This is a genomic window from Amycolatopsis sp. VS8301801F10, from assembly GCF_046195355.1.
Lineage (GTDB): Bacteria > Actinomycetota > Actinomycetes > Mycobacteriales > Pseudonocardiaceae > Amycolatopsis.
On record NZ_CP176065.1, the window covers coordinates 5,787,003 to 5,813,824 of the forward strand.

Sequence of the window (26,822 nt, forward strand, 5' to 3'; positions counted from 1 at the left end):
GGAAAAAACCATGGATCGCAGGGACTTCCTGAAGGCGCTCGGCGTCACCGCGACGGTCACCGGAGCCGGGGCGTTCCTCGCCGCGTGCAACGCGAACGAGCAGTCCGGCGGCGGGGGAGCGGTCGCGGTGTCGTCCGGCGGGACGCTGTACATCCTCAGCGACACCACGTCGCAGCACCTCGACCCGGCGAAGAGCCAGAACCTGGCGATCACCACGATCAGCCTGATCCACCGGCGGCTCACCGCGTGGAAGACCTCCGCGGACGGCCCGGCCACCGTGGTCCCGGACCTCGCCACCGACACCGGCCGGGCGAGCGCGGACGGCAAGACCTGGACCTACACGCTCAAGGACGGCCTGAAGATGGCCGACGGAACGCCGATCACCAGCGCCGAGATCAAGTACGGCATCGAGCGGTCGTTCGATTCGGCGTTCTCCGGCGGCTTGAGCTACCACAAGAACCTGCTCGCCGGCGGCCCGGACTACAAGGGCCCGTTCAAGGGCGGCGAGCTGGCGTCGATCGAGACGCCGAACCCGCAGACGATCGTGTTCCACCTGGCCCGTCCGTACGGCGACTGGCCGTGGATCGCGAGCATGCCGGCGTTCGCCCCGGTGCCGAAGGGCAAGGGCACTGACGCGACCTACGACACGAAGCCGGTCGCGTCCGGTCCGTACCAGGTCGAGTCGTACCAGAAGGGCGTGCAGGTCAAATTCGTCCGGAACCCCAACTGGGACGCCAAGACCGACCTCGCGCGCACCGGCCTGCCGGACGCGGTCGTGATCCAGATGGGCCAGGACACCGGCGTGGTCGCGAAGCGGTTGCTGGCCAGCCAGGGCAACGACGCGTTCGCGTTCGGCTCGTCGTTCGTGAACCCGGCGCAGCTGGCGCAGATCCGCACGAACCCGGCGGCGAAGAACCAGCTCGTCACGTCGAAGTCCGGCGCGCTGGCCTACCTGGCGCTGAACACCAAGCGCGGCCCGCTGGCGAATCCCAAGGTGCGCCAGGCGTTCCAGTACGCCGTGGACAAGACCGCCTACCAGGTCGCCGCCGCGGGCAGCGCGGACCTGGCCGGCCCGATCGCCACGACGCTGATCACCGAGGGCATCGCCGGACGCGAGGTATACGACCTCTACCCGGCCCCGCCGTCCGGCGACGTCGCGAAGGCGAAGCAGCTGCTCGCCGAGGCGGGTTTCCCGAACGGCCTCGACAACCTGGACTTCCCGGTGTCGACGGCGAACAACGAAGCGGACAAGGCGCAGGCGATCCAGGCCGCGCTGCAGCGCGCGGGCATCCGCACGAAGCTGCGCCCGCTCGACGACGAAGCCTGGACCACGCTGGTCACCGGCGACGACGGCAACTACGACCTGACCCTGGGTTCGTGGCAGCCGGACTTCCCGAGCGCCAACGCCAACATCGAGCCGCTGTTCGGCACGTCGGAGATCGGCAACGGCGGGTACAACGAGTCGCGCTACTCGGTGCCCGAGGTGGACGCGCTGATCGCCGAGGCGCAGGGGACGGTCGACCCGACCGCGGCCGGGAAGCTGTGGGCCAAGGCGGACAAGCGGATCATGCAGGATTCGCCGGTGGTCCCGCTGATCTACACGCGCAACTCCTTCCTGCACGGCGCGAAGGTCGGCAATTTCGCGATCGGCGCGTTCCCGGCGTACCCGAACTACCTCCAGATGGGCCTGGCGAAGTAATCCCGTGTCCGAGCAGCTGCTTTCCCTGCGCGACGTCTCGATCCGGTTCGGCGGCGCCTCCGCCGTCCGGGACGTGACGTTCGACGTGCGCCTCGGCGAGGTCGTCGCCCTCGTCGGGGAATCCGGTTCCGGCAAGTCGGTCACCGCGCTGTCGCTGCTCGGCCTGCTGCCGGACACCGCGACCGTGACCGGTTCCGCGGTGCTCGACGGCCGCGATCTGTACACAGTGGACGGTCCGGCGCTGCGCGCGGTGCGCGGCGGCGAGATCGGGATGGTGTTCCAGGAGCCGATGAGCGCGCTGAACCCGGTGTTCCGGATCGGCACGCAGCTCGTGGACGCGGTCCGGGCGCACCGGAAGGTGTCGCGGGCGGCGGCGCGGGAGCGGGCCCGGGAACTGCTGGAGCTGGTGGAACTGGACGCGCGGCGCGTGCTGCGGGCCTACCCGCACGAGCTGTCCGGCGGGCAGCTGCAGCGGGTGGTGATCGCGATCGCGCTGCTCCACGACCCGAAGCTGCTGATCGCGGACGAGCCGACGACCGCGCTCGACGTCACCGTGCAAGCCGGGATCCTGCAGCTGCTGCGGTCGCTGCGGGACCGGCTCGGCACGGCGATTCTCCTGGTGACGCACGACATGGGCGTGGTCGCGGACGTCGCGGACCGGGTGGTCGTGCTGCGCGACGGCGAGGTGGTCGAGCAGAACACGGCGACCGGGCTGTTCGCCTCGCCGCAGGCCGGCTACACGAGGGAACTGCTGGATTCGGTGCTGTCGCTGGGTTCCGAGCCGTCCGGCGCGGTGCGGCCGACGTCGGCGCCGCTGGTGTCGGTGACGGATCTGGCGGTGACCTACCGGGTCGGCCGCGGCGCTCCGCCGGTGCGCGCGGTCGACGGGGTGTCGCTGACCATCGGGAGCGACGAGGTGCTCGGTCTCGTCGGCGAATCCGGTTCCGGCAAAAGCACGATCTCGTCGGTGCTGACCGGTCTGGTCGCCCCGTCGGCGGGCACCGTGCTGATCGACGGCGTGGACCTCGCGCGGGCGTCGGCCCGGCAGCGGCGCGAGATCCGGCGGCGGATCGGGATCGTGTTCCAGAACCCGGCTTCCGCGCTCAACCCGCGCGCGACGATCGGCGCGAGCATCGCCGAACCGCTGGTGGTGCACGGCGAACGCGGCGAACACCGGGAGCGGGTCGCGGAACTGCTCGCCGCCGTGCGCCTCGACCCGGGCTGGAGCGGCCGGTACCCGCACGAACTGTCCGGCGGGCAGCGGCAGCGGGTCGGGATCGCGCGGGCGCTGGCGCTGTGGCCGAGACTGCTGATCGCGGACGAGCCGACGAGCGCGCTGGACGTGTCGGTGCAGGCGTCGGTGCTGGACCTGCTGGCCGACCTGCAGCGGGAACTGGCCTTCGCGTGCCTGTTCATCAGCCACGACCTCGCGGTGGTGGAACGGGTCGCGGACCGCGTCGTCGTGCTGCACCACGGCCGGGTGGTCGAAGAGGGCCCGGTGGCGGCGGTGCTGGGCGCGCCGAAGGAGGACTACACGCGCCGTCTGGTCGCGGCGGCGCCGGTGGCGGATCCGGAGCGGCAGCGGGAACGCCGGGAGGCTTGGCGCGCGCTGTCGGGCTGAGGCGATGAGTCCGCGTTCTTCCGGGAGACGGACTGGCGTGGGAAATCTGCTCGCGACGTCGGCCGCCGCACCTTCTCCGGTGACGACCCGTATCGCGGAACCGAAAGGCCTTCGGCGGCTTCGCAGGTGGTGCTGACCCCGGGCATCGTCGATCACGACCAGTTCCGCGTCCGGCCAGGCCTGGGAGAGCTGCCGCTGCTGAACTGGCGCGGACCAAGCGCGGGCGGCGCGGGGCGGCGTTAGCGGTCCTCGAACCGGGCGATCGCCTCCAGCACCGCCGTCCCCATCGACGGGCTCCCGGTGTGCCCGGCGTCGTCGATCACGACCAGTTCCGCGTCCGGCCAAGCCTGGGCCAGCTGCCACGCCTTCCGCAGCGGCGCGCTGAGATCCGCGCGCCCGTGGATCAGCACCGCCGGGATGCCGTGCAGCAGGTGGATGTCGCGCAGCAGCTGGTCGTCCTCGAGCCAGGCGTGGTGGCCGTAGTAGTGCGCGCAGAGGCGGGCGAGCGTGATCAGTTCCTCGTCGGTGCCCGCGCTGAACTGGCCGGTCCGGCCGCCGACCCATTCGTGCGAGATCACCGCGTCCTCCCAGGCGCACCAATCCCGCGCGGCGCGGAGCTGGACCTCCCGGTCCGGGCTCTCGAGCAGCTGCGAGTACCCGGCGAGGAGGTCGCCGTCCGGGTCCGGGGCGCCCGCGCGGAACGCTTCCCATTGCGCGGGCAGCAGCCGCCGGACGCCGCGGTACAGCCAGTCGATCTCGTCCGGCGACGACGTGAACACGGCGACCAGCACGAGGCCGCTGACGCGGTCCGGATGCCGCTGCGCGTAGGCGAGCGCGAGCGTCGTGCCCCAGGAACCGCCGTAGAGCAGCCATTTTTCCACGCCGAGGTGGACGCGCAGCTTCTCCATGTCGGCGATCAGCCGGTCGGTGGTCTGGTGTTCCAGGCTCACCGCCGGGTCCGCGACGCTCGGGGTGCTCCGCCCGCAGCCGCGCTGGTCGAAGACCACGACGCGGAATTTCTCCGGGTCGAAGCCGCCGCGGCCGAAGCTCTCGCCGCCTCCGCCGGGGCCGCCGTGCACGCACAGCACCGGCTGCCCGGCGCCGCTGGCGTCCCAGTAGATCTGCTGTCCTTCGCCGACGTCGAGCATGCCGGTCGCGTCGGGTTCGACCGAATACGGCCGCATCGCGGGCCTCCTCCCCGGGACGGAAAACCCGTCGAGCGTACTGGATCACGCTCAAGGCGGGTTTACAGCGCGGACCGGGGGTCCCTAGGATCTGGCGCGCCGGAGGTGCCGCGGACGCGCGGCCCGGCGGGGTGGAGGTCTGGATGGGGAACCCGGAGTCCGGCAGCGACCTCGAGTCGGTCGCGCAGCTCGTGCGGCTGTCCGAGACGGCGCCGATGCCCCGGATCGACGGCAGCGAACCCCCGCCGCCCGGGCTTTCCCGGACCGGCGGCACGGACGACGCGGCGTCGGCGTTCGGCGGGGTCCTCGACGTCTCGACCGGCTCCCCAATCGAACAGCTCGCCAAACGCGGCCCGGTGCCCGCCGCCGAGACCGCACCGCCCGCGGAGACCGCGCCGCCGCCCCAGCGCCGGTCCGCGCGCTACGGCGTCTTCGCCGGTGCGGCCGTGCTGGCGTGCGCGGGGCTGGGCTCGTGGGCGCTGTGGCCGTCGGCTTCCGGCGGGACAGATCCGCAGCCCGTGCAGCCGCCGCCGGCCCCGGTCCGCACCACGTCGTCCGCGCCGCCCGCGGTGGGCACGCTCAGCGCGTCCCCGGCCCCGGCCAGCGACCAGGTGCGCGACACCGTGCTCCGGGCCAGCAGCCGTCCCGCGACCACCGCGCCGCCTCGCATTCAGCCGACGCAGAACCCGCAGCAGGACAGCCAGAACCAGTCTCACGATTCGCTGGAGGACGCGTTCCGCTCGGCGGTCAGCTCGTACCTGGAGCAGTGGGGCGGCGACGGCGAGCGGCCGCGCCGCTGGCATGGCTGATCGGCGGTACTACTCTCAGCAGGTCACTGCCGACCGACCGCCCCGCGAGGTGTCCATGACCGGCTCGTCGTCCCCGTTGTCGCCCAGCCAGGTGCCGGTGGGGGTGGACCCGAACCGCCCGAGCATCGCGCGGATCTACGACGGGTTCCTCGGCGGGAGCCACCACTACGAGGTGGACCGCGCGGTGATGCGGAAGATCAGCGCGGCGGTCCCGGAGGCGGTGCACATCGCGCGCGGCAACCGCGGTTTCCACAACCGCGTGCTGCGGATGCTGGCCAGCCAGACCGACATCCGGCAGTTCCTCGACTGCGGTTCCGGACTGCCGACCGCGGAGAACACCCATCAGATCGTGCAGCGCTACCACCGCGACGCGCACGTGGTGTACGTCGACAACGACCCGGTGGTGCTCGCGCACGGCCGCGCGCTGCTGGAGGACAACGAGTTCACGCACATGGTCGAGGCCGACATCTTCGAACCGCAGGCAGTGCTGGAGCACGAAACCGTGCGCGAGCACCTCGATTTCTCGGAGCCCGTCGCGCTCCTGCACATCGGCACGATGCACCACTACGAGGGCGACGGCGCGGCCGAGGTGATGCGCGAGTACATCGACGCGCTCGCGCCCGGTTCGTACGTCGCCCTCGCGCATTTCTACGACCCCGAGGTGCCGGAGCTGACCGCGGTCGCGAAGCGGATCGAGGAAATCCTCGTGTCCGGACCGCTGGGAGCCGGGCGGTTCCGGACGCGCGCGGAGATCGAGGCGATGCTGCCCGGTCTTGAGCTGCTCCCGCCGAGCCGGACGGACGGGCCCGGCCTGTCGGTGGCCGACGAGTGGTGGCAGGACGGTCCGCGGCTGAAGCCGTTGAGCGATGCCGCGAAGTGCGTGGCGGGCGTGGTGGGCCGGAAGGTCTGACCCGCTTCACCGCCGTTGGCGAATCGGGAGTCAGGCTTCGGGGTTCTGCAGGTCTTCCTTGTGCAGCAACGGGGTTCCGGCGGTCTCGCGCATCGAGAACGCCGCGACGAGGCCGACGGCCGCCGCGGCCATCAGGTACGGGCCGGGCACGAGCGTGCTGCCGGTGGCGGAGATCAGCACGGTCATCAGGTACGGCACGGTGCCGGCGAACAGCGCGGCGGTGATGTTGTACGCGATGGACAGTCCGCTTTGCCGGGTGCGGGTCGGGAAGATCTCCGCGGACCACACCGCGTAGGTGCCGAGGATCGCGGCCAGGATCGCGCCGAGGGCGAGCCCGCCGATCCAGGTGCCGGCGAGGCCGGTGCGCATCAGCAGGTATGCCGGGACGGCGAGAACGAACAGCGCGATGCCCGCGCCGATCAGGACCGGCCGGCGGCCGACCCGGTCGGAAAGGCGGCCGAAGAACGGCACGAGGACCAGTCCGACGAGCGAGATCACAGTGGACAGTGCCGCCGCGCTGCCGGACGAGTGGCCGAGGTAGTCGGTCTCGTAGGTGACCAGATAGGTCAGCACGGCGTAGAACGGCACGTGCATCATGGTCATCAGCCCGGCCGCCTGGAGCAGCTGTTTCTTGTTGTGCCGGAACAGTTCCCGGACCGGGCTGCGCGGCACGTTGTCGGTCGCTTCGAGCGCGCGGTACTCCGGGGTGTCCTCGATCTTGCTGCGGATGACGAACCCGATGACGCCCAGCGGGGCGGCGATCAGGAACGGGACGCGCCAGCCCCACGACGCCAGCTGCGCGTCCGTCAGTCCGATCGACAGCAGCAGGAACACGAACGAACCGGCGAGGAAGCCCAGCAGCGAGCCGACTTCCAGCCAGCTGACGCCGAACCCGCGCCGCCGCCGCGGGGCGTACTCGGCGAGGAAGCTGGCCGCGCTGCCGAATTCGCCGCCCGCGGCGAGGCCCTGCAGCAGGCGCAGCAGCACCAGCAGGATCGGGGCCGCGATGCCGATCGCGGAGTAGCCGGGCAGCAGCCCGATCACGAGCGTGGCCCCGGACATCACGAAGATGACCACCGACAGCGTGCGCTTGCGGCCGATCTTGTCGCCCAGCGGCCCGAAGATCAGCGCGCCGACCGGCCGGATCCCGAACGACACCGCGAAGACGCCGAAGACCGCCAGCAGCCCGGCGGTCGAGTTGCCCGCCGGGAAGAACACGGACGCGATGGTGCCGGCGAGATAGGCGTAGGCGGCCCAGTCGAACCAGTGCACGAAGACGCCGACGGCGCCGGCGGCGACGCTGCGGCGCAACGTGGCGGGATCGGCGGTCTGCTCGACGAGATCGGGCGCCGGAGAGGCGTCGGGTGCGGTCATCAGTGGCCTCCTTGGACCGGTTCTTCGGGAGGACGCTAAGAGCGGCCCACGGCATCTAACAAGAAGTAATAAGCAAAGCAATGCATCTGTTCGGCTTATGCAGAGCCGCTCAGCTGTGCTGACATCAGGGGCTGACCGCGGCGAAACACAGCGTTCACGTGCGGGACGGGGCGCCGGTGCGGGCCTGCGGGGTTCGCAGCGCATCGACCTGGTCGTCGGTCAGCAGCCTCGCCGACGTCCTCAAACTGGGCCGCACGCAGCTGGAGCACGCCGTCCCGATGACGCTGGGCCAGGAGTTCGCCGCGACGCTCGGCGAGGACGAACAACGGCTCGCCGAAGCCCGGTTGCTGGTCGGCGCCGGGACCTCGACGAGCATGAACGCCAACGAGGTCATCGCCGACCGCGCCCTGGAACTGCTCGGCCACGCCCGCGGCGAGTGCGCCGAACTGCATCCGCTCTTGGATGGGGTTCACGACGAACTGGTCGTGCAGCCGCCCTTCTCGGATTTCCGCGCACGCCTGTCCGAGATCTCACCGAGCAGGTCGGGCTGGGAGCGGGTGCTGGACATCGGTGTCCTTCCCGGGGCAGGAGGTTCAGAAGGTGCGATCGACGCCGGTCCACGCGAGCGCCATCGCGCCGTCGAGCAGGGCCCGTTCCGCGGTGCCGCCGACGCAGTGCGCGGCGAATTCGCGCTGATGGTTGATCGCGGGCAGCGACCCGATGCCGATGTAGGGATGGATCGCGGGCACGACCTGCGAAACGTTGCCCATGTCGGTGGACGCCCGGTTCATCCGCGCCGCCGTGCCGTCCGGGGCGAACTCGCGGCCGAGTTCGAGCGCGTTGGCGCGGTAGGCGGCCAAAGCTTGCTCATCGGCGCGGAATTCGGCGTACGGCTTGCTTTCCGGTTCGACGCTCAGCTCGCAGCCGGTGGCGAGCGCCCCGGCTTCGAAAGCCCGCAGGACCCGTGGCTCCACTTCGGACAGTTCCGCCAGCGTCTCGGCCCGCACATACCACCGGCCGGACGCGTGCTCGGGGATCGCGTTCGGGGCGTCTCCGGCGTGCGTCACGATGCCGTGTACGCGCACCGAGGACGGAAGTTGTTGCCGCAGCAGGCCGATCGCGACTTGGGCGACGGTGAACGCGTCGGCCGCGTTGACCCCGGCTTCAGGATAAGCAGCGGCGTGCGCGGACTTGCCGGTGTAGGAGATCTTCGAGTGGCTGACCGCGAACGGCCGCGCTTCGGCGACGTCCACCGGCGCCGGATGCACCATCATCGCGAGGTCCACGCCGGTGAACGCGCCGCGTTCGAGCAGCTCGATCTTCCCGCCGCCGCCCTCCTCGGCCGGGGTGCCGTAGACCTCGACGGTGATCCCGAGGTCGTCGGCGACTTCGGCGAGCCCGAGCGCGGCGCCGACGGAGCTGGCCGCGATGAGGTTGTGCCCGCACGCGTGGCCGAGGCCAGGCAACGCGTCGTACTCGGCACACAGCGCGATCCGTTTGGGCCCGGAGCCAAAACTCGCGTGGAACGCGGTGTCGAGGCCGAGGTACTTCGACGTGACCGCGAACCCGGCACGGTCGAGCAGTTCCGGCACCAGGGCGGCCGCGCGATGTTCCTCCCACGCGGTTTCCGGGTCGGCATGCAACCGTTCGGAGAGCTGGATCAGCTCGTCGGCATGCCGCTCGACCGCGGTGCGGGCGGCCGCTTTGGGCGCAGCCATCACTCGTCTCCCGGCACGCCGTAGGACGGCGCGGCGGCCGGGTTCAAGCCGCGGGTGACGTAGTCGTCGCGCTGGGGGAGCCAGACGTCGAGGAGTCCGGCGAGCTGCTCGATCGGCTCGTCCGTCCAGTCCACGCGCAGATCCGTGACCGGCCACTCCGCCGCCGACACCACGACCAGCCCGGCGGACCGCACCGGGCCTTCCTCGCCGCCCGCCGCGAGCCCGGCCCGCATCGCCGCGAGGAGGCGCTGTTCCAGCTCGCCGGTCGCGTCGGCGAAAGCGTCCACCATGGACTGCGGAATGTGGCCACCGGCGAGCATGTTGCCCGCCGCGACCACGCCGTCCGCCGTCGCCGACGCGTGCGTGCCGAGGGTTTTCGCGCCGCTGTAAGCAAAACCTGGTCCAGTGGCGCCGAGCACGGTGAGCTGCCGGTACTCGATGTGCTCCGCCGCCGACGTGACCTCGGCCAGCGCCTTTTCCGGATCCCCGTGGTCGGCGAGCCGGTCCAGCAGCCGTCCGCCGAGCCGCGGGTCCGTGATGTTCTGCGAGGCCGCCGCGCCGAGGCCCGGACGCAGATGCGCGACGCGAGCGACGACCGCCGGGCTGGACGAACTGGCCGCGATGCCGAACCGGACGGCGCCGCCGGACACCTCGCGGGCGACGATCGAAAAGGTCACTTCTCCTCCTCCGGGATGACCGCGATAGCGTCGATCTCGCACAGCCATTCCGGCCGGGCGAGCGCGGACACGACCACGCCGGTCGAGATCGGGTGCACGCCCTTGGTCCAACGCCCGACCGTGCGGTAGACCGCCTCGCGGTAGCGCGGGTCGACCAGGTAGATGGTGAGCTTGACCAGGTGCTCCATCCGGCTGCCCGCTTCCTCGAGCAGCATCTTGATGTTCGCCATCGCCCGCTCGGCCTGCGCGGCGACGTCGCCGATCCCGACCGATTCGCTCGTGTCGAGGTCCTGCCCGATCTGGCCGCGGACGTAGACCGTGCCGTTGGCGACGACGGCCTGGCAGAGGTCGTTGTCGAGGTTCTGCTCCGGGTAGGTGTCCCGCGTGTTGAACGGGCGGATGCGACGGTGGACAGTCACTGCGTGGCCTTCCCTGCGGCGGTCGTCGGACGCCTCAGCCTGACCGCGCCGCCGAGGTTCTGTCCAGTAGATCTTTCCGGACCAACGCATCGGTTAGAGAGATGCAGACTGCATCGGAAAAGCAGATCTTGTGTGCCGGAAACATCTGTTGGACACGGGCAGGGCGGGCCGTGAGGATCCGGGGAGGCGGCGCCGAACCGCGCCGGAGCCGGAGCGGAGGTCTGGGATGTCGAGCGAACAGGTGGAGGCCCTCGTCGTGGGCGGGGGACAGGCCGGCCTGGCGATGAGCGAGCACCTGAGCGAGTGCGGCGTGCCGCACCTGGTCCTGGAGCGGGACCGGATCGCCGAACGCTGGCGCTCGCAGCGGTGGGACTCGCTCGTCGCGAACGGACCCGCGTGGCACGACCGGTTCCCCGGCCTCGAGTTCCCCGATGTCGCGCCGGGCGAATTCGCGTCGAAGGACCAGGTCGCGGCTTATTTCGAGGCATACGCGGAGAAAATCGCCGCGCCGGTCCGCACCGGGGTCGAGGTGGTCTCGGTCCGGCGGCACGAGGGCAGGTCCGGATTCCGCGTCGAAACCTCGGAAGGAACCCTCGACGCCCGCTTCGTGATCGCGGCGACCGGCCCGTTCCAGCGGCCGGTGATCCCGCCGATCGTGCCCGCGGACGCCGGTCCGGTGCAGTTGCACTCCAGCGGCTACCGGAACCCGGAGCAGCTCCCCGAAGGCGCGGTGCTCGTGGTCGGAGCGGGTTCGTCGGGCGTGCAGATCGCCGAGGAACTGCGCCGGGCCGGACGCGAGGTGTACCTGTCCGTCGGCCCGCACGACCGCCCGCCGCGCAGCTACCGCGACCGCGACTTCTGCTGGTGGCTCGGCGTTCTGGGCAAGTGGGACGCCGAAACGCCGCCCGCCGGAGCGGAACACGTGACCATCGCGGTGAGCGGCGCGCGCGGCGGGCACACCGTGGATTTCCGCGCGCTGGCCGGGCTCGGCATCACGCTCGTCGGCATGACCGGCGCGTATGCCGACGGCAAGCTCAGCTTCGCGAGCGACCTGGCGAAGAACATCGCGGCGGGCGACGAGAATTACCTCGCCCTGCTGGACGAAGCCGACGCCTACGCGGCCCGCAACGGTCTCGACCTGCCCGAGGAACCGTCCGCCCGCGAACTGGGCCCGGACCCGGCGTGCGTCACCGATCCGTTGCTGGAACTGGACCTGGCCGCGGCGGGAGTGACCTCGATCGTCTGGGCGACCGGGTTCGCGACCGACTACAGCTGGCTGCAGGTCGACGCCTTCGACGAGAACGGACGGCCGAAGCATCGCCGCGGGGTCTCCGCGGAGCCGGGCGTGTACTTCCTCGGCCTGCCGTGGCTGGCGCGGCGCGGGTCGAGTTTCATCTGGGGCGTATGGCACGACGCGAAGTTCGTGGCCGATCACCTCGCGATCCAGCGCGGGTATCAGAGCCAGTCCGAGACCGCGGCCAGCCAGCGTTCCGGCGCGCGGGAATGAATCCGGTGCCCGACGCCAACCCGCACCGTCTTCGCGTCCGGTGACGCCTTCTCAAGCAAGGCGTACCGGGACTGGTCGAGGGGCCCGCCCGCCAGGATCAGCGTCGGAGCGCTGATCGCCGCGAGGCTGCTCCACCACTCGGGTTGCGGAGTGCGCAGGCCGGTGGCCGGTCGCCGGCGTCGCGCGGGGGCACCGGGATTTCTTCGAGCACCAGCCGCTCGGCCCGGTCCGGCTGCGCCGCGGCCACCATGGACGCGACGAACGCGCCGAGCGAATGCCCGACGAGCGTGAACCGCGCGAGCCCGTCCAGCGTGCGCAGGACCTCGTCCCGGAAGGACGGCAGCGGGTAGGACTCGCGCCGCGCCGGGATGGCCGGGGTGTGCGGCCGGAACCCGAGCGCGGCCAGCCCGGGCGCAGCGGATCCCAGGTCGCCGGGCCGCTGGCGGCGGCGTGCAGGCAGACGAGGTCTTTCACGGGCAGGTCACGACCTGTGCGGCCCAGGAGAGCCCGCCGCCGAAGGCGAACAGCAGCACCGGCTCGCCCGGCGGCAGTTCGCCGCGGGAGACCATTTTGGACAGTGCGAGCGGGACGGACGCCGCCGACGTGTTTCCCGATTCGACCACGTCGCGGCCGATCGCCGCGTCCTCGCGCAGTTCGAGGCGGTCGGTCAGGGCTTCGATGATCCGCAGGTTGGCCTGGTGGGTGACGACCCCGGCGAGGTCCGTGGTCGCGATGCCCGCGCGTCGGCAGGCTTCCGCGGCGACGGCGGGCAGTTCCCGGGTGGCCCAGCGGAACACCGACTGGCCGTCCTGGGCGAACGCGGGCTGCCATTCGCCCGCCATCCGGACGAGGTCGCGGCGCGTCGGGTCGGAGCCCCAGACGACCGGGCCGACCGCCGCCGTATCCGCCGCGCTGAGGACCGCCGCGCCCGCGCCGTCGCCGAGCAGGACGCACGTGCTGCGGTCGGTCCAGTCGGTGACGTCCGACATTTTCTCCGCGCCGACGACCAGCGCGTGCCGGGCGGCCCCGGCCTGGACGGCGTGGTCGGCGGTGGCGAGTGCGGTGCAGAAGCCGGCGCAGCCGTTGTTGAGGTCGAAACAGACCGGGGCCGGGATGCCGAGGCGGCCCGCGACCTGGGCGGCGATCGAGGGGCAGCGGTCGATCGCGCTGCAGGTGGCGACGACGACCAGGCCGATTTCGCCCGGTTCGAGCCCGGCCGCGGCCAGCGCCTTCGCCGCGGCTTCGACGGCCAGGTCGGCGACCGAGCCGTCCGCGAGGCGCCGGGTGGCGATGCCGGTGCGGCGTCGGATCCACTCGTCGGTCGTGTCGACCATGCCTTCGAGGTCGGCGTTGGTCAGCACGCGGGCGGGCTGGTGGTGGCCGAGCGCGGTGATGCGGGAGCCGGGCATCTGTCTCTCCTCACGGGTTGGGCCCAATATAGCGACCGATCGTTCGTAATCTATAGTGGGGTTTCGTGAGCCCCCGGAAGTCCGCCGCCGACACGCGCCTCACCCGACGGCGCATCCTCGACCTCGGCCTGGTGCTCGCCTCCGCCGAGGGCCTGGAGGGGCTGACCATCGGGCGGCTCGCCGCCGAGCTGGGGATGAGCAAAGCGGGTGTGATCGGCCATTTCGGCACCAAGGAGAGCCTGCAGCTGGCCGTCGTCGACGCCGCCGCCGAGATGTTCGTCCGCGAGGTGCCCGAACGCGCCCGCGGCGTGCCGCGCGGCCTGCCCTACCTCCGGGCGGCCGGGGAGGCGTGGATCTCCTATCTGGAACGCGAACTGCTCCCCGGCGGCTGCTTCTTCACCGCGGCGGCGGCCGAGTTCGACGGCCGGGAAGGCCCGGTGCGCGACGCCATCGTCCGGATGAGTTCGTTCTGGCAGCGGGAGCTGCGTGTGAATCTTTGGCGTGCGGTGAGCCTGGGGGAATTGCCCGCGGACACCGACATCGACCAACTGCTGTACGAGTTCGTCGGGATCATGCTCGCGCTCAACCATTTCCTGCAGCTGCACGGCGACCGGCAGGCTCCGGCCCGCGCGCGCCGGGCGCTGGAGCGGTTGTTCTGAAGTCGGGCTTTCTCACGGGGAGTACAGCGTGCGGCACAGTTCCCGGAACTCCTGTGCCCGCCGGGTGAGCCGGACCCCGCGCATGGTGGCGAGGACGATTTCCAGCGACGGGACTTCGTCGGTCAGCGTCAGCGGCACCACGCTCGCGCCCGCGTAAGTGGTGTCGTTCGGCGGGCGCTGGTTGAGCAACGCGAATCCGTGCCCGGACGCGACCAGCGCCCGCACCGTCTCGTATCCGCTCGTCCGGTGCCGGACCCGTGGCGAAACCCCGGCATCGCTCAGGATCGACTGCAGGTACTCCCGGCTGTGCGGCAGATCGAGCAGCACCATCGGCTCGTCGGCCAGCTCCCGCAGCGACACCTTGCGGCTCTTGCGCCGGGCGAGCCGGTGGTCCTCGGAGACGAGCGCGTACGGCGCGGCGGTGCCGACCACCTCGCGCTCGATGTCGTCGTCGAGGTCGTAGCCGTACAGCATCGCCAGCTCCGTCTCGCCGGCGCGCAAAGCAGCTTTGAGCGCCTTGTGCTCGCCCTCGCGCAGGGACACGTGGACGCGCGGATGCCGCTTCTCGAACTCGGCGAGCAGGCTCGGCAGGCGGAACGGCGCGAGCGTGGTGAAACAGCCGACGGTGAGCGTCCCGACCAGGTCGGTGCCGGATTGCCGCGCTGTTTCGACCAGCTCCGCGCCATGCGCCAGGAAGTCCAGCACCCGCTTGTAGAACTCCTCGCCCGCCGTGGTCAGGCTGAGCCCGCGAGCGTGGTGGCGCAGCAGGAACTGCACGCCCATTTCCTTCTCCAGCTGCGCGATCGCCGTCGAAACAGCCGACTGCGACACCATCAGCTCCTTCGACGCGGCAGTCATGCTCAGGTGCCGCGCGGCCGCCTCGAAATAGCGCAGCTGCACGAGGGTGAAGGAAGGCTCGCTCATGCGGACATCCTGCCTCAGCGGCGGCAACCGGGATGCTGCGGTTTCGGCGCGGGCGTGTCCAGCGCGGGGTTGGCGTCGGAGGATCCGCTGGGCTTGGGCGTGTCGCGGCGAAATTGCCCGGAGTGGTGGGCGCGCGAGCCGGGAGCAGCGGCCGTCCTCGAACGCTGGCCGCTACCGCGGCGTCGGACTCGTCCTGGCCGCCTTCGGCCACGTGCGCGACTGGGTGGCCGGTTGACGTCGGTGAAGTCTTGCCGGACTGGGCTTCCTGCCAGTCACCGTCCACAAAGGCCGCAGTGCGCAGCCGCGCGCACCCAGTCGCCGTGGTTCATTCCCGGAACCGCCTTTCGTCGCGGCCGTGCATCGGGCGGAGCGATGCACGCTCACCGCACCACTTCCCAGAGCGCGGCCCACTGCTCGGCGGTGAGGTCGCGGGGGAGTGCTTGCGGCGGCAGCCGTTGCCGGGCAAGCCAGGTCCGGGCCGCGCGGACGCTGAGGCGGCCGGTGTGGGGCAGGATCCCGGCCAGACCGCGGCCGCGGCCGGTGAAGACCTCGCGGACGAACTCCTGGTACTCCGCCTGCTCGGCGACGAGCGGCTTGGCCCGGCGGGCGATCACGAGGATCCCGCCGTCCACGGCCGGGCGCGGGCGGAACGCGTGCGCCGGGACCCGGGCGGGGACGGAGAATGCGAACCACGGCCACCAGGCGGCGGTCATCTGGGACGCGCCGCCGATCCCGGCCCGGCGGCGCGCGACCTCCCATTGCACCACCAGCACCGCGAGTTCCCAGTGCGGCTGCCGGAACAGCCGGCGCAGGGTCGCGGTGGTGAGGTGGAAGGGAAGGTTGCCGACGACGGTGTGCGGAACGGCGGGCAGCCGGTGCCGGAGCAGGTCGCCGTGGACCACCTCGACGTGGTCGCCGGTCCGCCGGGCGAGGCGGCGGGCGCGCCGGGGATCGAGTTCGACCGCGGTGAGCGGACGGCCGGTGCGGCTGAGCGGGAGGGTGAGCGCGCCGTCGCCCGCGGCGAATTCCACGAGGGGACCGGTCGTGCGGTCGGCGGCGGTGCAGACGGCGGCGATGACGGCGGGGTCGGCCAGGAAGTTCTGGCCGAGTTCGTGCCGTCCGCCGTAGGGCTGGGCAGACATGGGGGTGCGTACTCCGCGCATGAGGAAGCGACCCGGGCGCCAGGACAGGCAGCCCGGACGGGCAACGGGGGAGAGCGCGGCGGAGCGGTGTGCGTCCGGCGCTCAGGCGTTGCGCAGGCGGATCAAGGCGTACGCGGCGAAAGTGGCACCCATGGGGCCGAGCCTAGCCGACCCGGCCGGACGGGAGCATCCGGTTTTCGGTCCGGGCTCGGCGCGGGGCCGTCCGGATAAGCGCGCGGCCTTTCCCGGCCCGGCGGACGAACAATTTCCGGCCATTCCGCCGCGCGTCTGCGAACGGACCGCTTGCTGCCCAGGTACCCGCTGATTCCGGCCCGCAAACTGACACGAAACGGGGTCGCTCGCTTGAGGGGTGCGTCGCTTGCGCGGCCGTTTGACCAGCCGGACAGTGGGGACGGAAGCGCAAATTCCGATTCGGGGAAATGGAGTGGATCCATGGTACGCGCAATCCAGCCGCAGGATCTCGTCGACAGCACCGTGATGGACAATTCCGGCAGCAAGATCGGCAAGGTCGGCACGGTTTACCTCGCCGACGACACCAAGAGGCCGGAGTGGGTGACGGTGAAAACCGGCCTGTTCGGCCAGAAGGAGAGCTTCGTGCCGCTGTCGGGCGCGGGCCTGGAAAAGGACGGCCTGCACGTCCAGGTTGCGAAGGACCAGGTGTCCGACGCGCCGCGGATCGACGCCGAAGGCCACCTTTCCGAGAAGGAGAGCGTCGAGCTGTACAAGTACTACGGCCTGCCGACTCCGCGGTCCGGGGACAGCCCGACCACCCAGAACCGTGGGCGGGACGCGGCGGCAGGCGGCATGGCCGGCGGCACCACGGGCCGGGAGGCCGCGACGGGCGGCGCCGCGGGCCGGGGTCGTACGACCGGCCAGGAGACGGCCAAGGGCGGACGGCGCGACGCGTCCGGCGACGTGGTGCGTTCCGAGGAGCGCCTGCGGGTCGGCACCGAACAGGTCGAAACCGGCCACGTCCGGCTGCGCAAGTACGTGGTGACCGAGGACCAGCAGGTGACCGTGCCGGTCACGCACGAGGAAGTCCGCGTCGAACGGGAGCCGATCACCGACGCCAAGGCGGCCGGCCGGACCGAGATCGGCGAGGCGGAGCAGGACGTCGTGCTGCATGCCGAGAAGCCGGTGGTGCAGAAGGAAACCGTGCCGGTCGAGCGGGTGCGCCTGGGCACCGAGCAGGTGACCGAGGAGCAGACCGTCCAGGGCAAGGTCCGCAAGGAGCAGATCGACATCGACGACGACACCAGGCGGGGCAAGAAGTCCTGACCCCGCCCGCGCTGCTGCTGTCTCCCGCCGGACCCGCTCCGGGCGGGAGACAGCGCGCGCGGCTACCCCCGCGAGCGGCTGGCCTTCAGGAACTCGCGGTTGAGGTTCGCGATGCTGGCCAGCGGAATCCCCTTCGGACACGACGCGACGCATTCGCCGGTGTTCGTGCAGCCGCCGAAGTCCGCGGCGTCCATGGTTTCCACCATGTCGAGCACCCGCTGGGCGCGTTCCGGCTGGCCCTGCGGCAGCGAGTTCAGATGCGCCACCTTCGCCGCGGCGAACAGCATCGCCGACCCGTTCGGGCAGGCCGCCACGCACGCGCCGCAGCCGATGCAGGTCGCGTTGTCGAAGGCGAGATCCGCGTCCGGCTTGGGCACCGGCGTCGCGTGCGCCTCGGGGGCGCTGCCGGTGGGGGCGGTGACGTAGCCGCCCGCCTCGATGATCCGGTCGAACGCCGAACGGTCGACCACCAGGTCCTTGATCACCGGGAAACCCTTGGCCCGCCACGGTTCCACGTCGAGGACGTCGCCGTCGCGGAACGAGCGCAGGTGCAACTGGCAGGTCGTGGTGCGTTCCGGGCCGTGCGCCCGCCCGTTGATCACCACGCCGCACGAGCCGCAGATGCCCTCGCGGCAGTCGTGGTCGAACGCGATCGGCTCGGCGCCGTCCTCGATGAGGTGCTGGTTGAGGACGTCGAGCAGTTCCAGGAAGGACATGTCCGGGCTGGCGTCGTCGACCGGGTAGTCGACCAGCCTGCCGTCGTCGTCCGGGCCGGACTGGCGCCAGACCCGCAGGGTGAGTTTCACGTGTAGCTCCGCTGGGTGGGGTGGACGTGCTCGAAGTTCAGGGGTTCCCGGTGCAGCACCGGCTTCTCGGCGTATTCCCAGGCGGAGACATGCGAGAACCGCTCGTCGTCGCGCCGCGCTTCGCCGTCTTCGGTTTGGTGTTCCTCGCGGAAATGGCCGCCGCACGATTCCTCGCGCACCAGTGCGTCGAGGAGAAGCAGTTCGGCGAGTTCGAGGAAATCGGCGACGCGACCGGCTTTTTCCAGTTCCTGGTTCAGTTCCGCGCCGGCGCCGGGAACCCGGACGTCTCGCCAGAATTCCGCGCGCAGCTCCGGAATGCGGTCGAGTGCTTTTCGCAGGCCTTCGGCGGAGCGGGACATCCCGCAGTGGTCCCACATCAGGTGGCCCAGTTCGCGGTGGAACGAGTCCACGCTGCGGGCGCCGCGCACGGACAGCAGCCGCTCCAGCCGGTCGCGGACGGCGGTTTCCGCTTCCTCGACCGCCGGATCGGCCGGGTCGAGCGAGGGAAAGCCGCCGCGGGCGATGTAGTCGTTGAGCGTGGCCGGGAGCACGAAGTAGCCGTCGGCGAGGCCCTGCATCAGCGCGGACGCGCCGAGCCGGTTCGCGCCGTGGTCGGAGAAGTTCGCCTCGCCGATCACGAATAGGCCGGGCACCGTGCTCTGCAGGTCGTAGTCGACCCACAGCCCGCCCATCGTGTAGTGGATCGCCGGGTAGATCCGCATCGGGACCTCGTACGGGTTCTCCGCGGTGATCCGCTCGTACATCTCGAACAGATTGCCGTACTTGGCCTCCACCGCCGGACGGCCCATCCGCTCGATCGCGTCCGCGAAGTCGAGGTACACGCCGAGCCCGCCCGGGCCGACGCCGAACCCGGCGTCGCAGACGTTCTTCGCCGCTCGCGAGGCGATGTCGCGCGGAACCAGGTTGCCGAAGCTCGGGTACATCCGCTCCAGGTAGTAATCCCGTTCGGATTCCGGGATCTCCCGCGGCGGACGTGGGTCTCGCGGCTGCTTCGGGACCCAGATCCGGCCGTCGTTGCGCAGCGATTCGCTCATCAGCGTCAGCTTCGACTGGTGCTCGCCCGAGCGCGGGATGCAGGTCGGGTGGATCTGGGTGAAGCACGGGTTGGCGAAGTACGCGCCGCGTTTGTGCGCTCGCCAGATCGCGGTGGCGTTGGAGCCTTTCGCGTTGGTGGACAGGTAGAAGACGTTGCCGTAGCCGCCGGTCGCGAGCACGACGGCGTCCGCGAGATGCGTGGTCACCTCGCCGGTCACCAGGTCGCGGGCGACGATCCCGCGCGCCTTGCCGCCGGACACGATCAGATCGAGCATTTCCGTCCGCGGGTGCATTTCCACGCCGCCGGCGTCGATCTGCCGCGCCAGCGCCTGGTACGCGCCGAGCAGCAGCTGCTGTCCGGTCTGGCCGCGCGCGTAGAACGTGCGCTGCACCTGGACGCCGCCGAACGAGCGCGTGTCGAGCAGCCCGCCGTACTCCCGGGCGAACGGCACGCCCTGTGCCACCGCCTGGTCGATGATCTGCGCGGAGACCTGCGCCAGCCGGTACACATTGGACTCCCGGGACCGGAAGTCGCCGCCCTTCACCGTGTCGTAGAAGAGCCGGTAGACCGAATCGCCGTCGTTGCGGTAGTTCTTCGCGGCGTTGATCCCGCCCTGCGCGGCGACCGAATGCGCGCGCCGCGGCGAGTCCTGGAAGCAGAACTGGACCACGTGGTAGCCCTGTTCGGCGAGCGTCGCCCCGGCGGACGCCCCGGCGAGGCCGGTGCCCACGACGATGATCCGGTGCCGCCGCCGGTTGGCCGGGTTGACCAGCTTCGCGTCGAAGCGGCGGCGGTCCCAGCGGTCCTCGATCGGACCGCCCGGCGCTCGCGTGTCGGCGATCGGCTCGCCGAGCGTGTAGTCGCTCATGTCAGGCCACCCATCCCGCCATCACGGCGATCGGCACGATCAGGAAGCCGCCGGTGATCACGACGGCGAGCACGGAGCCCGCGGTTTTGAGCGCCCGGTCGCGGGCTTTGCTGGTGATGCCGAGGGTCTGCGCCGCGCTCCAGAAGCCGTGGTTGATGTGCAGGCCGAGCATCAGCAGGGCGACGATGTAGATCAAATTGACCCACCAGACCTGGAAGTCCGCGACGATGTTGTGGTACGGCTGGCCGTCGCGGAAGTCCTGGTTGGCCACGCCGACGGTGAGATCCAGGATGTGCCACACGACGTAGAGCGCGAGCGTCGCGCCGCCCCAGCGCATGGTGTGGGTCGCGAAACTGGCCTTGCGCCGCTGGCCGTGCGCGTACTTCACCGGGCGGGCTTGCCGGTCCCGTTTGGACAGTTGCACCGCGGCGACCACGTGCAGCACCAACGCGATCAGCAGCACGACGCGCTGGATCGAGAGATACCAGGCGTTCTGCAGCACGGGTTCGCCGATGGTGCGCAGCCAGGCCGCGTAGTCGTCGAAATGCCGCGGTCCCAGGAAAACCTTGAGGTTCCCGGCCATGTGCACGAACAGGAACGCGACGAACATCAGCCCGGTGACGGCCATGACGGCCTTCTTGCCGATGGTCGAACGCCAGAACCTCACGAGCGCCGGGCGAGGGCGGGGCGGAGCGGGTGCGAGTGCCACGCCACCGACGGTAAGTCGGCGGCCACGAGAGGGCAAACACATGATTTCTCTCGACTCGATAGCCACAGCCTATGCTGGTGGTCATGCAGTTCCAGCAGCTGGCGTATTTCCTGGCAGTGGCAGAGACGCGGCATTTCACCCGGGCCGCGGAACGGATGAGAGTGGCGCAGCCCTCGCTGTCGCAGCAGATCCGCGCGCTGGAACGGGACGTCGGCGCGGCGCTGTTCCACCGGATCCGGGGGAACGTCACGCTCACCGAGGCGGGGGAGACGCTGCTGCCGATCGCGCGCCGGATCCTCGCCGAGACGGAGACCGCGTACCGGGCGATCCGCGAGCTGGACGAACTGGGCCGCGGCCGGGTGCGGCTCGGCGCGACCCCGAGCCTGTGCACCGGCCTGCTGCCCGCGATGCTCGCCGCGTTCCGCCGGGACTATCCGGGGATCGAGCTGGTGCTGCACGAAAGCGGGTCGCGCGACCTGCAGACCGCGTTGTCCGAAGGCGGGCTGGACCTGGCGATGATCGTGGACAGCCGCGTCCACGACGATTCCCGGCTGTCCAGCCGCGCGCTGTTCGTCGAGGACCTGGTGGTGATCTCGCCGAAGAACGCTCCCGCGCCGGTGCGCGGGCGGATGCCGATCGCCGCGCTGCGCGACCGGCCGCTGGTGATGTTCCGGCAGGGCTACGACCTGCGCGAGGCGACCGTGGCCGCCTGCCGCGCCGAGGGGTTCGACCCGCTCTTCGCCATCGAAGGCGGCGAAATGGACGCGGTGCTGGAGCTGGTTCAGGCCGGGCTGGGCCTGGCGGTGGTGCCGAGCACCGTGGTCGGGGACCGCTTCCGCCGCACGCGCTTCACCGAGCCCGGCCTGAACCGCGTGGTGCGGCTGGCGTACCGGCGGGACGTCGAGCAGCCGCGCGCCGTGCGGGCGCTGCAGGACGCGGTCGTGCGGTACCTGGGCGGCGGGGTGGCTCAGCTGCCGCCCGGCACGCGCCCGCTCGTCGGCTGAGGGCGGCGGGCTGTCCGCTACATCCCCACCGACTGGGTTTGCGGCTCGATCAATCCCACTACGCGCTCCTGCTCGCGCGAGTACGGCTGCCCGAGGTACTTCTCGGCCACCTCGTCGACGATCTCCCACGCCGCGTCGCCCTCGATCCATTCGGCCACCCGGCCGCGGACGACGATCGGCTCGAACGGGTTGTCCGGCGGGGTCAGGGAAATCGCCACGCGGGGGTCGCGGCGGAGGTTGCGGGCCTTGCGGCTGTCCGGGCCGGTCAGGAAGACGATCCGGTCGCCGCGCGTGCCGATCCACACCGGAACGACGTGCGGCGACCCGTCCGGGAGGACGGTGGCGAGGTGGGCGATCGGGGCGCCGTCGAGGACGCGGCGGATTTCGGGGTTCAGCACGAGGGTTCCTTTCAGCGGAGGATTTCGTAGTGCAGGTGGGTGACGCCGGGCGCCGGGACGGCCTCGACCAGCCGCAGCCGGACGTGGTCCGGCAGCTCGCCGAAGAAGCTCCGCCCGCCGCCCAGCAGGAGCGGGACCTGGTGCAGGACGAACTCGTCGACCAGCCCGGCCTTGATCGCCTCGGTGACCAGGACGCCGCCCATGAGCGCGACGTCCTTGCCGCCCGCGGCCTCCCGCGCGGCGGCGACGGCCTCCTCGATGCTCGTCGCGTGGGTCTGCGCCCCGCTCAGCTCCGGCACCGGGTTACGGCTGACCACGAACAGCGGTGCGGTCGGATGCGGGCCACCGCCGCCGAAGTGGCTTGAGTGGTCGTAGGTCGCGTGCCCGACCACGGTCGCTCCGACGCGGGCGGCGAGCGAGTCGAAAACCCGCGCGCTGGGCTCGGAAAGCTTGAACCCGCCGAAGATTTCGCTGGGTGTGTCTCCGGTGAAGTACCAGTCGAACAGCGCCCCGGCGTCGCCGAGCCCGCTCCCGACTTCGTCGGCCCCCTCCGGGCGGCGGCCGCTGATGTACCCGTCGACCGAGACGGAGAGGGCACTGAACACTTTGGTCATGACGCTCCTTGGTAGTCGCTCACAGAGCCTGGGGGAAGTCGAAGACCCGATGCGGGTCGTAGCTTTTCTTGAGCGCGGCGAGCCTGGGGTGGTTGCCCGCGTGATAGGCGGCGGCCGGATCCTCGAGCGCGAGGTCCGGGAAGTTCGGGTAAACCCGGCCCGAACCCTCCGCGTGCGCCGTGCGCCAGGCCTCGTCCACCCACGGATCGTCCGGGTCGCTGGCCTCCTCCAGCAGAAACCTCTCGCCCCGGTGGGCGAACGCCGTCGCCTCCTCGGCGACCCGGCGGTACGCCCCGCCCATCGCGGTGAACGCCAGCCGCCGGTTGCCCTCCAGCCGTTCGAGGAGGTCGGCCGCGGTGCGTTCCGACAACGGGCGGGCGAAGAACTCCGACCGGGACCGGCGGTTCTCTCCGGGCGGGTCCAGCGCGGCGAAAGTCGGCTTCACGAAGCGGTAGGGAACATCCGGTCGGATATCTGTCGCATTCCGAACACCAGCCCGCGCGGTGAACTCCCGGAGCAGGTCGTGGGTTTCCGCCGACGGAAGAACGGAGGCGCCGAAGAGCGTCGCGTGTCCAGTTTGGACAGAGAGGTTCACGGTGATTCCGTCGGGCGCGTCGGGCGCCCAGTCCTGCCAGGCCCGGACGAGCGGTTCCGGCTCTGCCCAATGCCCTTCGATCCGGCAGGCCGACGGTTCCGGCACCGTCGCGAACCGCAGCTCCGTGACGATCCCGAACTGTCCGCCGCCCGCGCCGCGCAACGCCCAGAACAGGTCGGGTTCCGAGTCTTCGGAGCACTCCACGACGCTCCGGTCCGCGAGCACCGCCCGCGCGCCGACGAGACGATCGCAGGTCAGCCCGTACTGGCGGCCGAGCAGCCCGATCCCGCCGCCGAGCGTCAACCCGGCGATGCCGACCGTGTCGCCGCAGCCAGCCGGAATCGTCCGGCCGTGCTGGTGCAATGCCGCGTACACCGCCTCCAGCCGAGCGCCCGCTCCGATAGTCGCGACGCCGCTGTCGTCCACCGTGATGCGGTCCATTCCGGACAGGTCCACCACGATCCCGTCGACCGGGCAGCGGTCCACAAAGCAATGTCCGCCCCCGCGCGGCACGAAGCGCGCGCCGGTCGCCTCCGCGTAGGCCAGGACCTGAACGACGTCCGCGACCGAATGGCACCGGACGACCAGCTTCGCTCGGGGGCTGGCCTCGTAGCCCGGCGAACCGGGGGAGAGGACGTCGAATGCAGTCAGGTCGAGCACGGAACAGACGCTACGGAGTCCCGGCGCGCCGTTCTTGAACAAAACGCGCACGGCAGGGCGCTCAGAACCGGACCGGCGACCGTCTCCGGGTAGCGAGGAACGGCGTGTACGAAGCCGAATGGTCATGCCCGCACGCGCACCGGTCGAGGTCGCCGCCGAGCAACTGCCTCGGCGTAACCCCGGTCAGCCGAAGACATTCGCGGCTGAGATGAGCCTGGTCGGCGTAACCGGCGTCGACCGCCAGACTCGCCATCCCGTCCGCGCCCCGCCGTCCGGACGCGACAGCACCGGCCTGCGCCAGCGCGAGAAACCCCTGGAAGCGCAACGTCCGCTGAAGCACCTTCGGACTCATTCCGACCGCTTGCAGGCACCGCCGGCGCAACTGGCTGCCCGAGAGCGCGAGATGCGCGGCGACCGCGTCGACGCCGACCGGGTCCCACGGCATCAGCACCTGCACCGCTTCCCCGACCAGCGGGTCCAGGCCGCCGGCCCGGCGGAATTCCCGCACGAGATGCGCCTGCAGCGCGGCCAGTCCCAGTTCGGGCGTCGGGGCGAGGGCAACCGTCTCCACGAGCCGCTCGACAGTCCGCCCCCACAACTCGGCCAGCCCGACGTGCTGGTCGGCCAGTTCGTCGAGCCCGGCAGGCAGCGGAGGGGCGGCCCCGGGCCGGAACCGCACGCCCACGACCGTCGTGTGCGGCGGGAGGACCTCGATCCGCGGCCCGGTCAACGGCCCGAGCAGCCGCGGCCGCCCGCCGACTGGGAAGTGGATCTCGACGCCGCCGGTCGGCAGATGCCGCTGCGCGTACGGCGCGTCGCCGGTGCGCTGGATCCACACCGTCCGCACGGCTCCCGCCAGGCCCGGAATCGGCGGACGTTCCACATACGCGGTCATCTTCGTACCGAAGCGCTCCGCCGGGCGCGCGTCAAGCACGGCGTTGCGCGGCAGCACTTGTCCGGACGGGACCGCAGTACGGGGAAAGCATCGCCGGGCCGGGCCACAAGTCCCCGCACCGGAAGACCTTCTCCCGTAGCCGCCCGCCGCCCGGCCCGGGGATTCTCGTTGTCTGAACGGGGAAGAGCGTGCTGCTGAAGGAGGCGCCCGGTCATGCCGACGTTGCTCATCATCTTGCTTGTCCTGGGCGCTGGTCTGTTCGTGGGCGGGCTGCTGGACAGAGCCAGCCAGACCCACGCCCGCTTCACCGGCTACCGGCAGCGCACCGCCACCGGGCTGGTCACCTGGGTGCGCAGCGCGGTCGCCGCCGTGCTCGGCGTCGCCGGGCTGCTGATCCTGCTTTACCTCCTGGTCACGCTGTCTTCCGCGCGGTGAGGAACCGGCAGGCACTCCTGCCGCTCAGATGTAGCCGCAGACGTCCATCGCCGCGACCACCTTGCGGAACCCGGCGATGTTCGCCCCGCTCACGTAGTCCCCGGGCACGCCGTGCTCGTCGGCGGTTTCGAGGCAGGTGCGGTGGATGTCGGTCATGATGTCGCGCAGGGTCCGGTCGGTGCGCTCGAACGTCCACCGCTCGCGCGCGGCGTTCTGCTGCATCTCCAGCGCGGACACCGCGACGCCGCCCGCGTTCGCCGCCTTGCCGGGTCCGACCGCGACTCCGGCCTCGCGGAAGACCTGCAGCGAACCGGGCGTGCACGGCATGTTCGCGCCTTCGGCGACGGCGAGCACGTTGTTCTTCACCAGCCGCAGCGCGGACTGCTCGTCCAGCTCGTTCTGCGTCGCGCACGGAAGCGCGAGGTCGCACGGGACGTCCCAGGGCGTGCCGCCGGTGACGTACTTCGCCGACGGCACGTGGTCGACGTACTCGGAAAGCCGCCCGCGCCGCGCGACCTTCAGCTCGTGCAGCACTTCCAGGTCGATCCCGCGCGGGTCGTGAACGTACCCGCCGGAATCCGAGCACACGACCGGCTTCGCGCCGAGTTCCTGGAGTTTCGCGATCGCGTGGCAGGCGACGTTGCCCGAACCGGACACGACCGCGGTGCGGCCGGAGAACGAGTCGTCGCGGGCGCCGAGCATCGCTTCGAGGAAGTACACCGTCCCGTATCCGGTGGCCTCCGGACGCGCCGGAATGCCGCCCAGCAAGGGGTTCTTGCCGGTGATGGCGCCCGCGTCGTACCGGTTGGTGAGCCGTTTGTACTGGCCGAACAGGTAGCCGATCTCGCGCCCGCCGACGCCGATGTCGCCGGCCGGGACGTCGGTGTCCGGGCCGATGTGCCGGACCAGCTCGGTCATGAACGCCTGGCAGAACCGCATGATCTCGCCGTCGCTGCGGCCGGCCGGGTCGAAGTCGGACCCGCCCTTGCCCGCGCCGATGCCGAGGCCGGTGAGCGCGTTCTTGAAGATCTGCTCGAAGGCGAGGAACTTGACCGTGCCCAGCGTGACGTCGCCGCGGAAGCGCAGCCCGCCCTTGTACGGCCCGAGCGCCGAGCTGAACCCGACCCGGAAGCCGCGGTTGACGTGCACCGCGCCCGCGTCGTCGGTCCAGACCACCCGGAACATCACCTGCCGCTCCGGCTCGCACAGCCGCTCCAGCATCGCCGCGTCGCGCAGGCCCGGGTCCCGCTGCAGCGCGGGCCGGATCGCTTCGAGCACCTCGAAGACGGCCTGGTGGAACTCCGGCTCGGCCGGGTTCTTCCGGACGATGTCCTCGTACACTGCGCGCGATGTCTGGTCGAGTGCCATCAGCCGATGATGCCGTCCCGATGCCGGATTTCGCACCCCTGACGGGGTTTGCGAGGTTAGGG

Annotated in this window: 25 protein-coding genes and 1 pseudogene; 10 read left to right on the forward strand and 16 right to left on the reverse strand. The window is 71.1% G+C overall.

Annotated elements, in window-relative coordinates; translation table 11 throughout:
• The first annotated feature begins 10 nt into the window (after positions 1–10).
• Positions 11–1,699 carry an ABC transporter substrate-binding protein gene (locus F9C11_RS27300; RefSeq protein ID WP_409180217.1) on the forward strand — a complete coding sequence of 563 codons (1,689 nt, stop codon included), beginning with the start codon at positions 11–13 and terminating at the stop codon, positions 1,697–1,699.
• A 4-nt stretch (positions 1,700–1,703) separates the two neighbouring features.
• Positions 1,704–3,320, forward strand: coding sequence for a dipeptide ABC transporter ATP-binding protein (locus F9C11_RS27305; RefSeq protein ID WP_409180218.1), 1,617 nt, complete (start codon positions 1,704–1,706; stop codon positions 3,318–3,320).
• A 239-nt stretch (positions 3,321–3,559) separates the two neighbouring features.
• Here the strand turns inward: F9C11_RS27305 and pip are convergent, their stop codons facing one another.
• On the reverse strand, positions 3,560–4,504 hold the full coding sequence (gene pip / locus F9C11_RS27310) for a prolyl aminopeptidase (protein WP_409180219.1): 945 nt from the start codon (positions 4,502–4,504) through the stop codon (positions 3,560–3,562).
• A gap of 143 nt (positions 4,505–4,647) precedes the next feature.
• Between pip and F9C11_RS27315 the strand changes: the two genes are divergently transcribed.
• Together F9C11_RS27315 and F9C11_RS27320 are read left to right on the forward strand one after the other, a co-directional pair.
• Entirely contained in the window at positions 4,648–5,313 is a 666-nt protein-coding gene (locus tag F9C11_RS27315) for a hypothetical protein (protein WP_409180220.1), read from the forward strand.
• A gap of 55 nt (positions 5,314–5,368) precedes the next feature.
• Positions 5,369–6,223 carry an SAM-dependent methyltransferase gene (locus F9C11_RS27320; RefSeq protein WP_409180221.1) on the forward strand — a complete coding sequence of 285 codons (855 nt, stop codon included), beginning with the start codon at positions 5,369–5,371 and terminating at the stop codon, positions 6,221–6,223.
• A gap of 30 nt (positions 6,224–6,253) precedes the next feature.
• On the opposite strand, the gene F9C11_RS27325 is transcribed toward F9C11_RS27320, so the two are convergent.
• Entirely contained in the window at positions 6,254–7,597 is a 1,344-nt protein-coding gene (locus F9C11_RS27325; protein ID WP_409180222.1) for an MFS transporter, read from the reverse strand.
• Positions 7,598–7,827: 230 nt separating this feature from the next.
• Here F9C11_RS27325 and F9C11_RS27330 point away from each other — a divergent pair.
• Positions 7,828–8,052 (forward strand): annotated as a pseudogene (locus F9C11_RS27330) (lyase family protein); the annotation flags it as partial.
• A 138-nt stretch (positions 8,053–8,190) separates the two neighbouring features.
• Here F9C11_RS27330 and F9C11_RS27335 read toward each other — a convergent pair.
• Genes F9C11_RS27335 through F9C11_RS27345 form a run of 3 tightly spaced genes read right to left on the reverse strand, consistent with a single transcriptional unit; the run spans position 8,191 to position 10,411 of the window.
• The gene (locus F9C11_RS27335) at positions 8,191–9,315 is read right to left on the reverse strand and encodes a M20 family metallopeptidase (RefSeq protein ID WP_409180223.1); all 1,125 of its coding nucleotides are present in this window, start codon (positions 9,313–9,315) and stop codon (positions 8,191–8,193) included.
• Complete coding sequence (locus tag F9C11_RS27340) at positions 9,315–9,992, reverse strand: DUF1028 domain-containing protein (protein WP_409180224.1); 678 nt, start codon at positions 9,990–9,992, stop codon at positions 9,315–9,317. Before F9C11_RS27340 ends, F9C11_RS27335 begins: the two co-directional genes overlap by 1 nt.
• Positions 9,989–10,411, reverse strand: coding sequence for a RidA family protein (locus F9C11_RS27345; RefSeq protein ID WP_409180225.1), 423 nt, complete (start codon positions 10,409–10,411; stop codon positions 9,989–9,991). The genes F9C11_RS27340 and F9C11_RS27345 overlap by 4 nt, the downstream gene beginning before the upstream one ends.
• Before the next feature lie 226 nt (positions 10,412–10,637).
• Between F9C11_RS27345 and F9C11_RS27350 the strand changes: the two genes are divergently transcribed.
• On the forward strand, positions 10,638–11,918 hold the full coding sequence (locus F9C11_RS27350; RefSeq protein WP_409180226.1) for a flavin-containing monooxygenase: 1,281 nt from the start codon (positions 10,638–10,640) through the stop codon (positions 11,916–11,918).
• 470 nt (positions 11,919–12,388) lie between these two features.
• On the opposite strand, the gene F9C11_RS27355 is transcribed toward F9C11_RS27350, so the two are convergent.
• Entirely contained in the window at positions 12,389–13,327 is a 939-nt protein-coding gene (locus F9C11_RS27355) for a beta-ketoacyl-ACP synthase III (protein WP_409180227.1), read from the reverse strand.
• Positions 13,328–13,392: 65 nt separating this feature from the next.
• Here F9C11_RS27355 and F9C11_RS27360 point away from each other — a divergent pair, with 65 nt between their 5' ends.
• Complete coding sequence (locus F9C11_RS27360) at positions 13,393–13,986, forward strand: TetR/AcrR family transcriptional regulator (RefSeq protein ID WP_409180228.1); 594 nt, start codon at positions 13,393–13,395, stop codon at positions 13,984–13,986.
• 12 nt (positions 13,987–13,998) lie between these two features.
• Here F9C11_RS27360 and F9C11_RS27365 read toward each other — a convergent pair whose 3' ends face one another.
• Positions 13,999–14,910: a LysR substrate-binding domain-containing protein gene (locus F9C11_RS27365; protein WP_409180229.1), complete on the reverse strand. Its 912-nt coding sequence runs from the start codon at positions 14,908–14,910 to the stop codon at positions 13,999–14,001.
• Positions 14,911–15,290: 380 nt separating this feature from the next.
• On the reverse strand, positions 15,291–16,052 hold the full coding sequence (gene erm / locus F9C11_RS27370) for a 23S ribosomal RNA methyltransferase Erm (protein ID WP_409180230.1): 762 nt from the start codon (positions 16,050–16,052) through the stop codon (positions 15,291–15,293).
• Positions 16,053–16,505: 453 nt separating this feature from the next.
• Here erm and F9C11_RS27375 point away from each other — a divergent pair, with 453 nt between their 5' ends.
• Complete coding sequence (locus F9C11_RS27375) at positions 16,506–17,351, forward strand: DUF2382 domain-containing protein (RefSeq protein WP_409180231.1); 846 nt, start codon at positions 16,506–16,508, stop codon at positions 17,349–17,351.
• A gap of 62 nt (positions 17,352–17,413) precedes the next feature.
• Here the strand turns inward: F9C11_RS27375 and F9C11_RS27380 are convergent, their stop codons facing one another.
• From F9C11_RS27380 to F9C11_RS27390, 3 genes are read right to left on the reverse strand one after another with little or no spacing between them, the layout of a single operon-like run.
• Positions 17,414–18,157 (reverse strand): succinate dehydrogenase/fumarate reductase iron-sulfur subunit, encoded by a 744-nt coding sequence (locus tag F9C11_RS27380; protein ID WP_409180232.1) that lies wholly within the window; start codon positions 18,155–18,157, stop codon positions 17,414–17,416.
• Positions 18,154–20,082, reverse strand: coding sequence for a fumarate reductase/succinate dehydrogenase flavoprotein subunit (locus tag F9C11_RS27385; RefSeq protein ID WP_409180233.1), 1,929 nt, complete (start codon positions 20,080–20,082; stop codon positions 18,154–18,156). Before F9C11_RS27385 ends, F9C11_RS27380 begins: the two co-directional genes overlap by 4 nt.
• A gap of 1 nt (position 20,083) precedes the next feature.
• The gene (locus F9C11_RS27390) at positions 20,084–20,791 is read right to left on the reverse strand and encodes a succinate dehydrogenase cytochrome b subunit (RefSeq protein ID WP_409180234.1); all 708 of its coding nucleotides are present in this window, start codon (positions 20,789–20,791) and stop codon (positions 20,084–20,086) included.
• 83 nt (positions 20,792–20,874) lie between these two features.
• Between F9C11_RS27390 and F9C11_RS27395 the strand changes: the two genes are divergently transcribed.
• Entirely contained in the window at positions 20,875–21,795 is a 921-nt protein-coding gene (locus F9C11_RS27395) for a LysR family transcriptional regulator (protein ID WP_409180235.1), read from the forward strand.
• A 17-nt stretch (positions 21,796–21,812) separates the two neighbouring features.
• On the opposite strand, the gene F9C11_RS27400 is transcribed toward F9C11_RS27395, so the two are convergent.
• From F9C11_RS27400 to F9C11_RS27415, 4 genes are all read right to left on the reverse strand, one after another.
• Entirely contained in the window at positions 21,813–22,193 is a 381-nt protein-coding gene (locus tag F9C11_RS27400; protein WP_409180236.1) for a PPOX class F420-dependent oxidoreductase, read from the reverse strand.
• An 11-nt stretch (positions 22,194–22,204) separates the two neighbouring features.
• Entirely contained in the window at positions 22,205–22,807 is a 603-nt protein-coding gene (locus tag F9C11_RS27405) for a dihydrofolate reductase family protein (RefSeq protein WP_409180237.1), read from the reverse strand.
• Between the two features lie 19 nt (positions 22,808–22,826).
• Positions 22,827–24,062, reverse strand: a complete 1,236-nt coding sequence (locus tag F9C11_RS27410) for an FAD-binding oxidoreductase (protein WP_409180238.1) — start codon at positions 24,060–24,062, stop codon at positions 22,827–22,829.
• Positions 24,063–24,123: 61 nt separating this feature from the next.
• Positions 24,124–24,957, reverse strand: coding sequence for a DUF6597 domain-containing transcriptional factor (locus F9C11_RS27415; RefSeq protein ID WP_409180239.1), 834 nt, complete (start codon positions 24,955–24,957; stop codon positions 24,124–24,126).
• Between the two features lie 213 nt (positions 24,958–25,170).
• Between F9C11_RS27415 and F9C11_RS27420 the strand changes: the two genes are divergently transcribed.
• Positions 25,171–25,392 carry a hypothetical protein gene (locus F9C11_RS27420; protein ID WP_409180240.1) on the forward strand — a complete coding sequence of 74 codons (222 nt, stop codon included), beginning with the start codon at positions 25,171–25,173 and terminating at the stop codon, positions 25,390–25,392.
• A 24-nt stretch (positions 25,393–25,416) separates the two neighbouring features.
• Here F9C11_RS27420 and gdhA read toward each other — a convergent pair whose 3' ends face one another.
• Positions 25,417–26,760, reverse strand: a complete 1,344-nt coding sequence (gene gdhA, locus F9C11_RS27425) for an NADP-specific glutamate dehydrogenase (RefSeq protein ID WP_409180241.1) — start codon at positions 26,758–26,760, stop codon at positions 25,417–25,419.
• Positions 26,761–26,822: the final 62 nt, after the last annotated feature.

Excerpts from the sequence above, each read along its gene's own strand:
- F9C11_RS27300 (WP_409180217.1), top strand. The coding sequence starts at position 11 with ATGGATCGCAGGGACTTCCTGAAGGCGCTCGGCGTCACCGCGACGGTC.
- pip (WP_409180219.1), bottom strand. The coding sequence starts at position 4,504 with ATGCGGCCGTATTCGGTCGAACCCGACGCGACCGGCATGCTCGACGTC.
- F9C11_RS27315 (WP_409180220.1), top strand. The coding sequence starts at position 4,648 with ATGGGGAACCCGGAGTCCGGCAGCGACCTCGAGTCGGTCGCGCAGCTC.
- F9C11_RS27320 (WP_409180221.1), top strand. The coding sequence starts at position 5,369 with ATGACCGGCTCGTCGTCCCCGTTGTCGCCCAGCCAGGTGCCGGTGGGG.
- F9C11_RS27325 (WP_409180222.1), bottom strand. The coding sequence starts at position 7,597 with ATGACCGCACCCGACGCCTCTCCGGCGCCCGATCTCGTCGAGCAGACC.
- F9C11_RS27335 (WP_409180223.1), bottom strand. The coding sequence starts at position 9,315 with ATGGCTGCGCCCAAAGCGGCCGCCCGCACCGCGGTCGAGCGGCATGCC.
- F9C11_RS27350 (WP_409180226.1), top strand. The coding sequence starts at position 10,638 with ATGTCGAGCGAACAGGTGGAGGCCCTCGTCGTGGGCGGGGGACAGGCC.
- F9C11_RS27355 (WP_409180227.1), bottom strand. The coding sequence starts at position 13,327 with ATGCCCGGCTCCCGCATCACCGCGCTCGGCCACCACCAGCCCGCCCGC.
- F9C11_RS27365 (WP_409180229.1), bottom strand. The coding sequence starts at position 14,910 with ATGAGCGAGCCTTCCTTCACCCTCGTGCAGCTGCGCTATTTCGAGGCG.
- erm (WP_409180230.1), bottom strand. The coding sequence starts at position 16,052 with ATGTCTGCCCAGCCCTACGGCGGACGGCACGAACTCGGCCAGAACTTC.
- F9C11_RS27375 (WP_409180231.1), top strand. The coding sequence starts at position 16,506 with ATGGTACGCGCAATCCAGCCGCAGGATCTCGTCGACAGCACCGTGATG.
- F9C11_RS27385 (WP_409180233.1), bottom strand. The coding sequence starts at position 20,082 with ATGAGCGACTACACGCTCGGCGAGCCGATCGCCGACACGCGAGCGCCG.
- F9C11_RS27395 (WP_409180235.1), top strand. The coding sequence starts at position 20,875 with ATGCAGTTCCAGCAGCTGGCGTATTTCCTGGCAGTGGCAGAGACGCGG.
- F9C11_RS27405 (WP_409180237.1), bottom strand. The coding sequence starts at position 22,807 with ATGACCAAAGTGTTCAGTGCCCTCTCCGTCTCGGTCGACGGGTACATC.
- F9C11_RS27415 (WP_409180239.1), bottom strand. The coding sequence starts at position 24,957 with ATGACCGCGTATGTGGAACGTCCGCCGATTCCGGGCCTGGCGGGAGCC.
- F9C11_RS27420 (WP_409180240.1), top strand. The coding sequence starts at position 25,171 with ATGCCGACGTTGCTCATCATCTTGCTTGTCCTGGGCGCTGGTCTGTTC.
- gdhA (WP_409180241.1), bottom strand. The coding sequence starts at position 26,760 with ATGGCACTCGACCAGACATCGCGCGCAGTGTACGAGGACATCGTCCGG.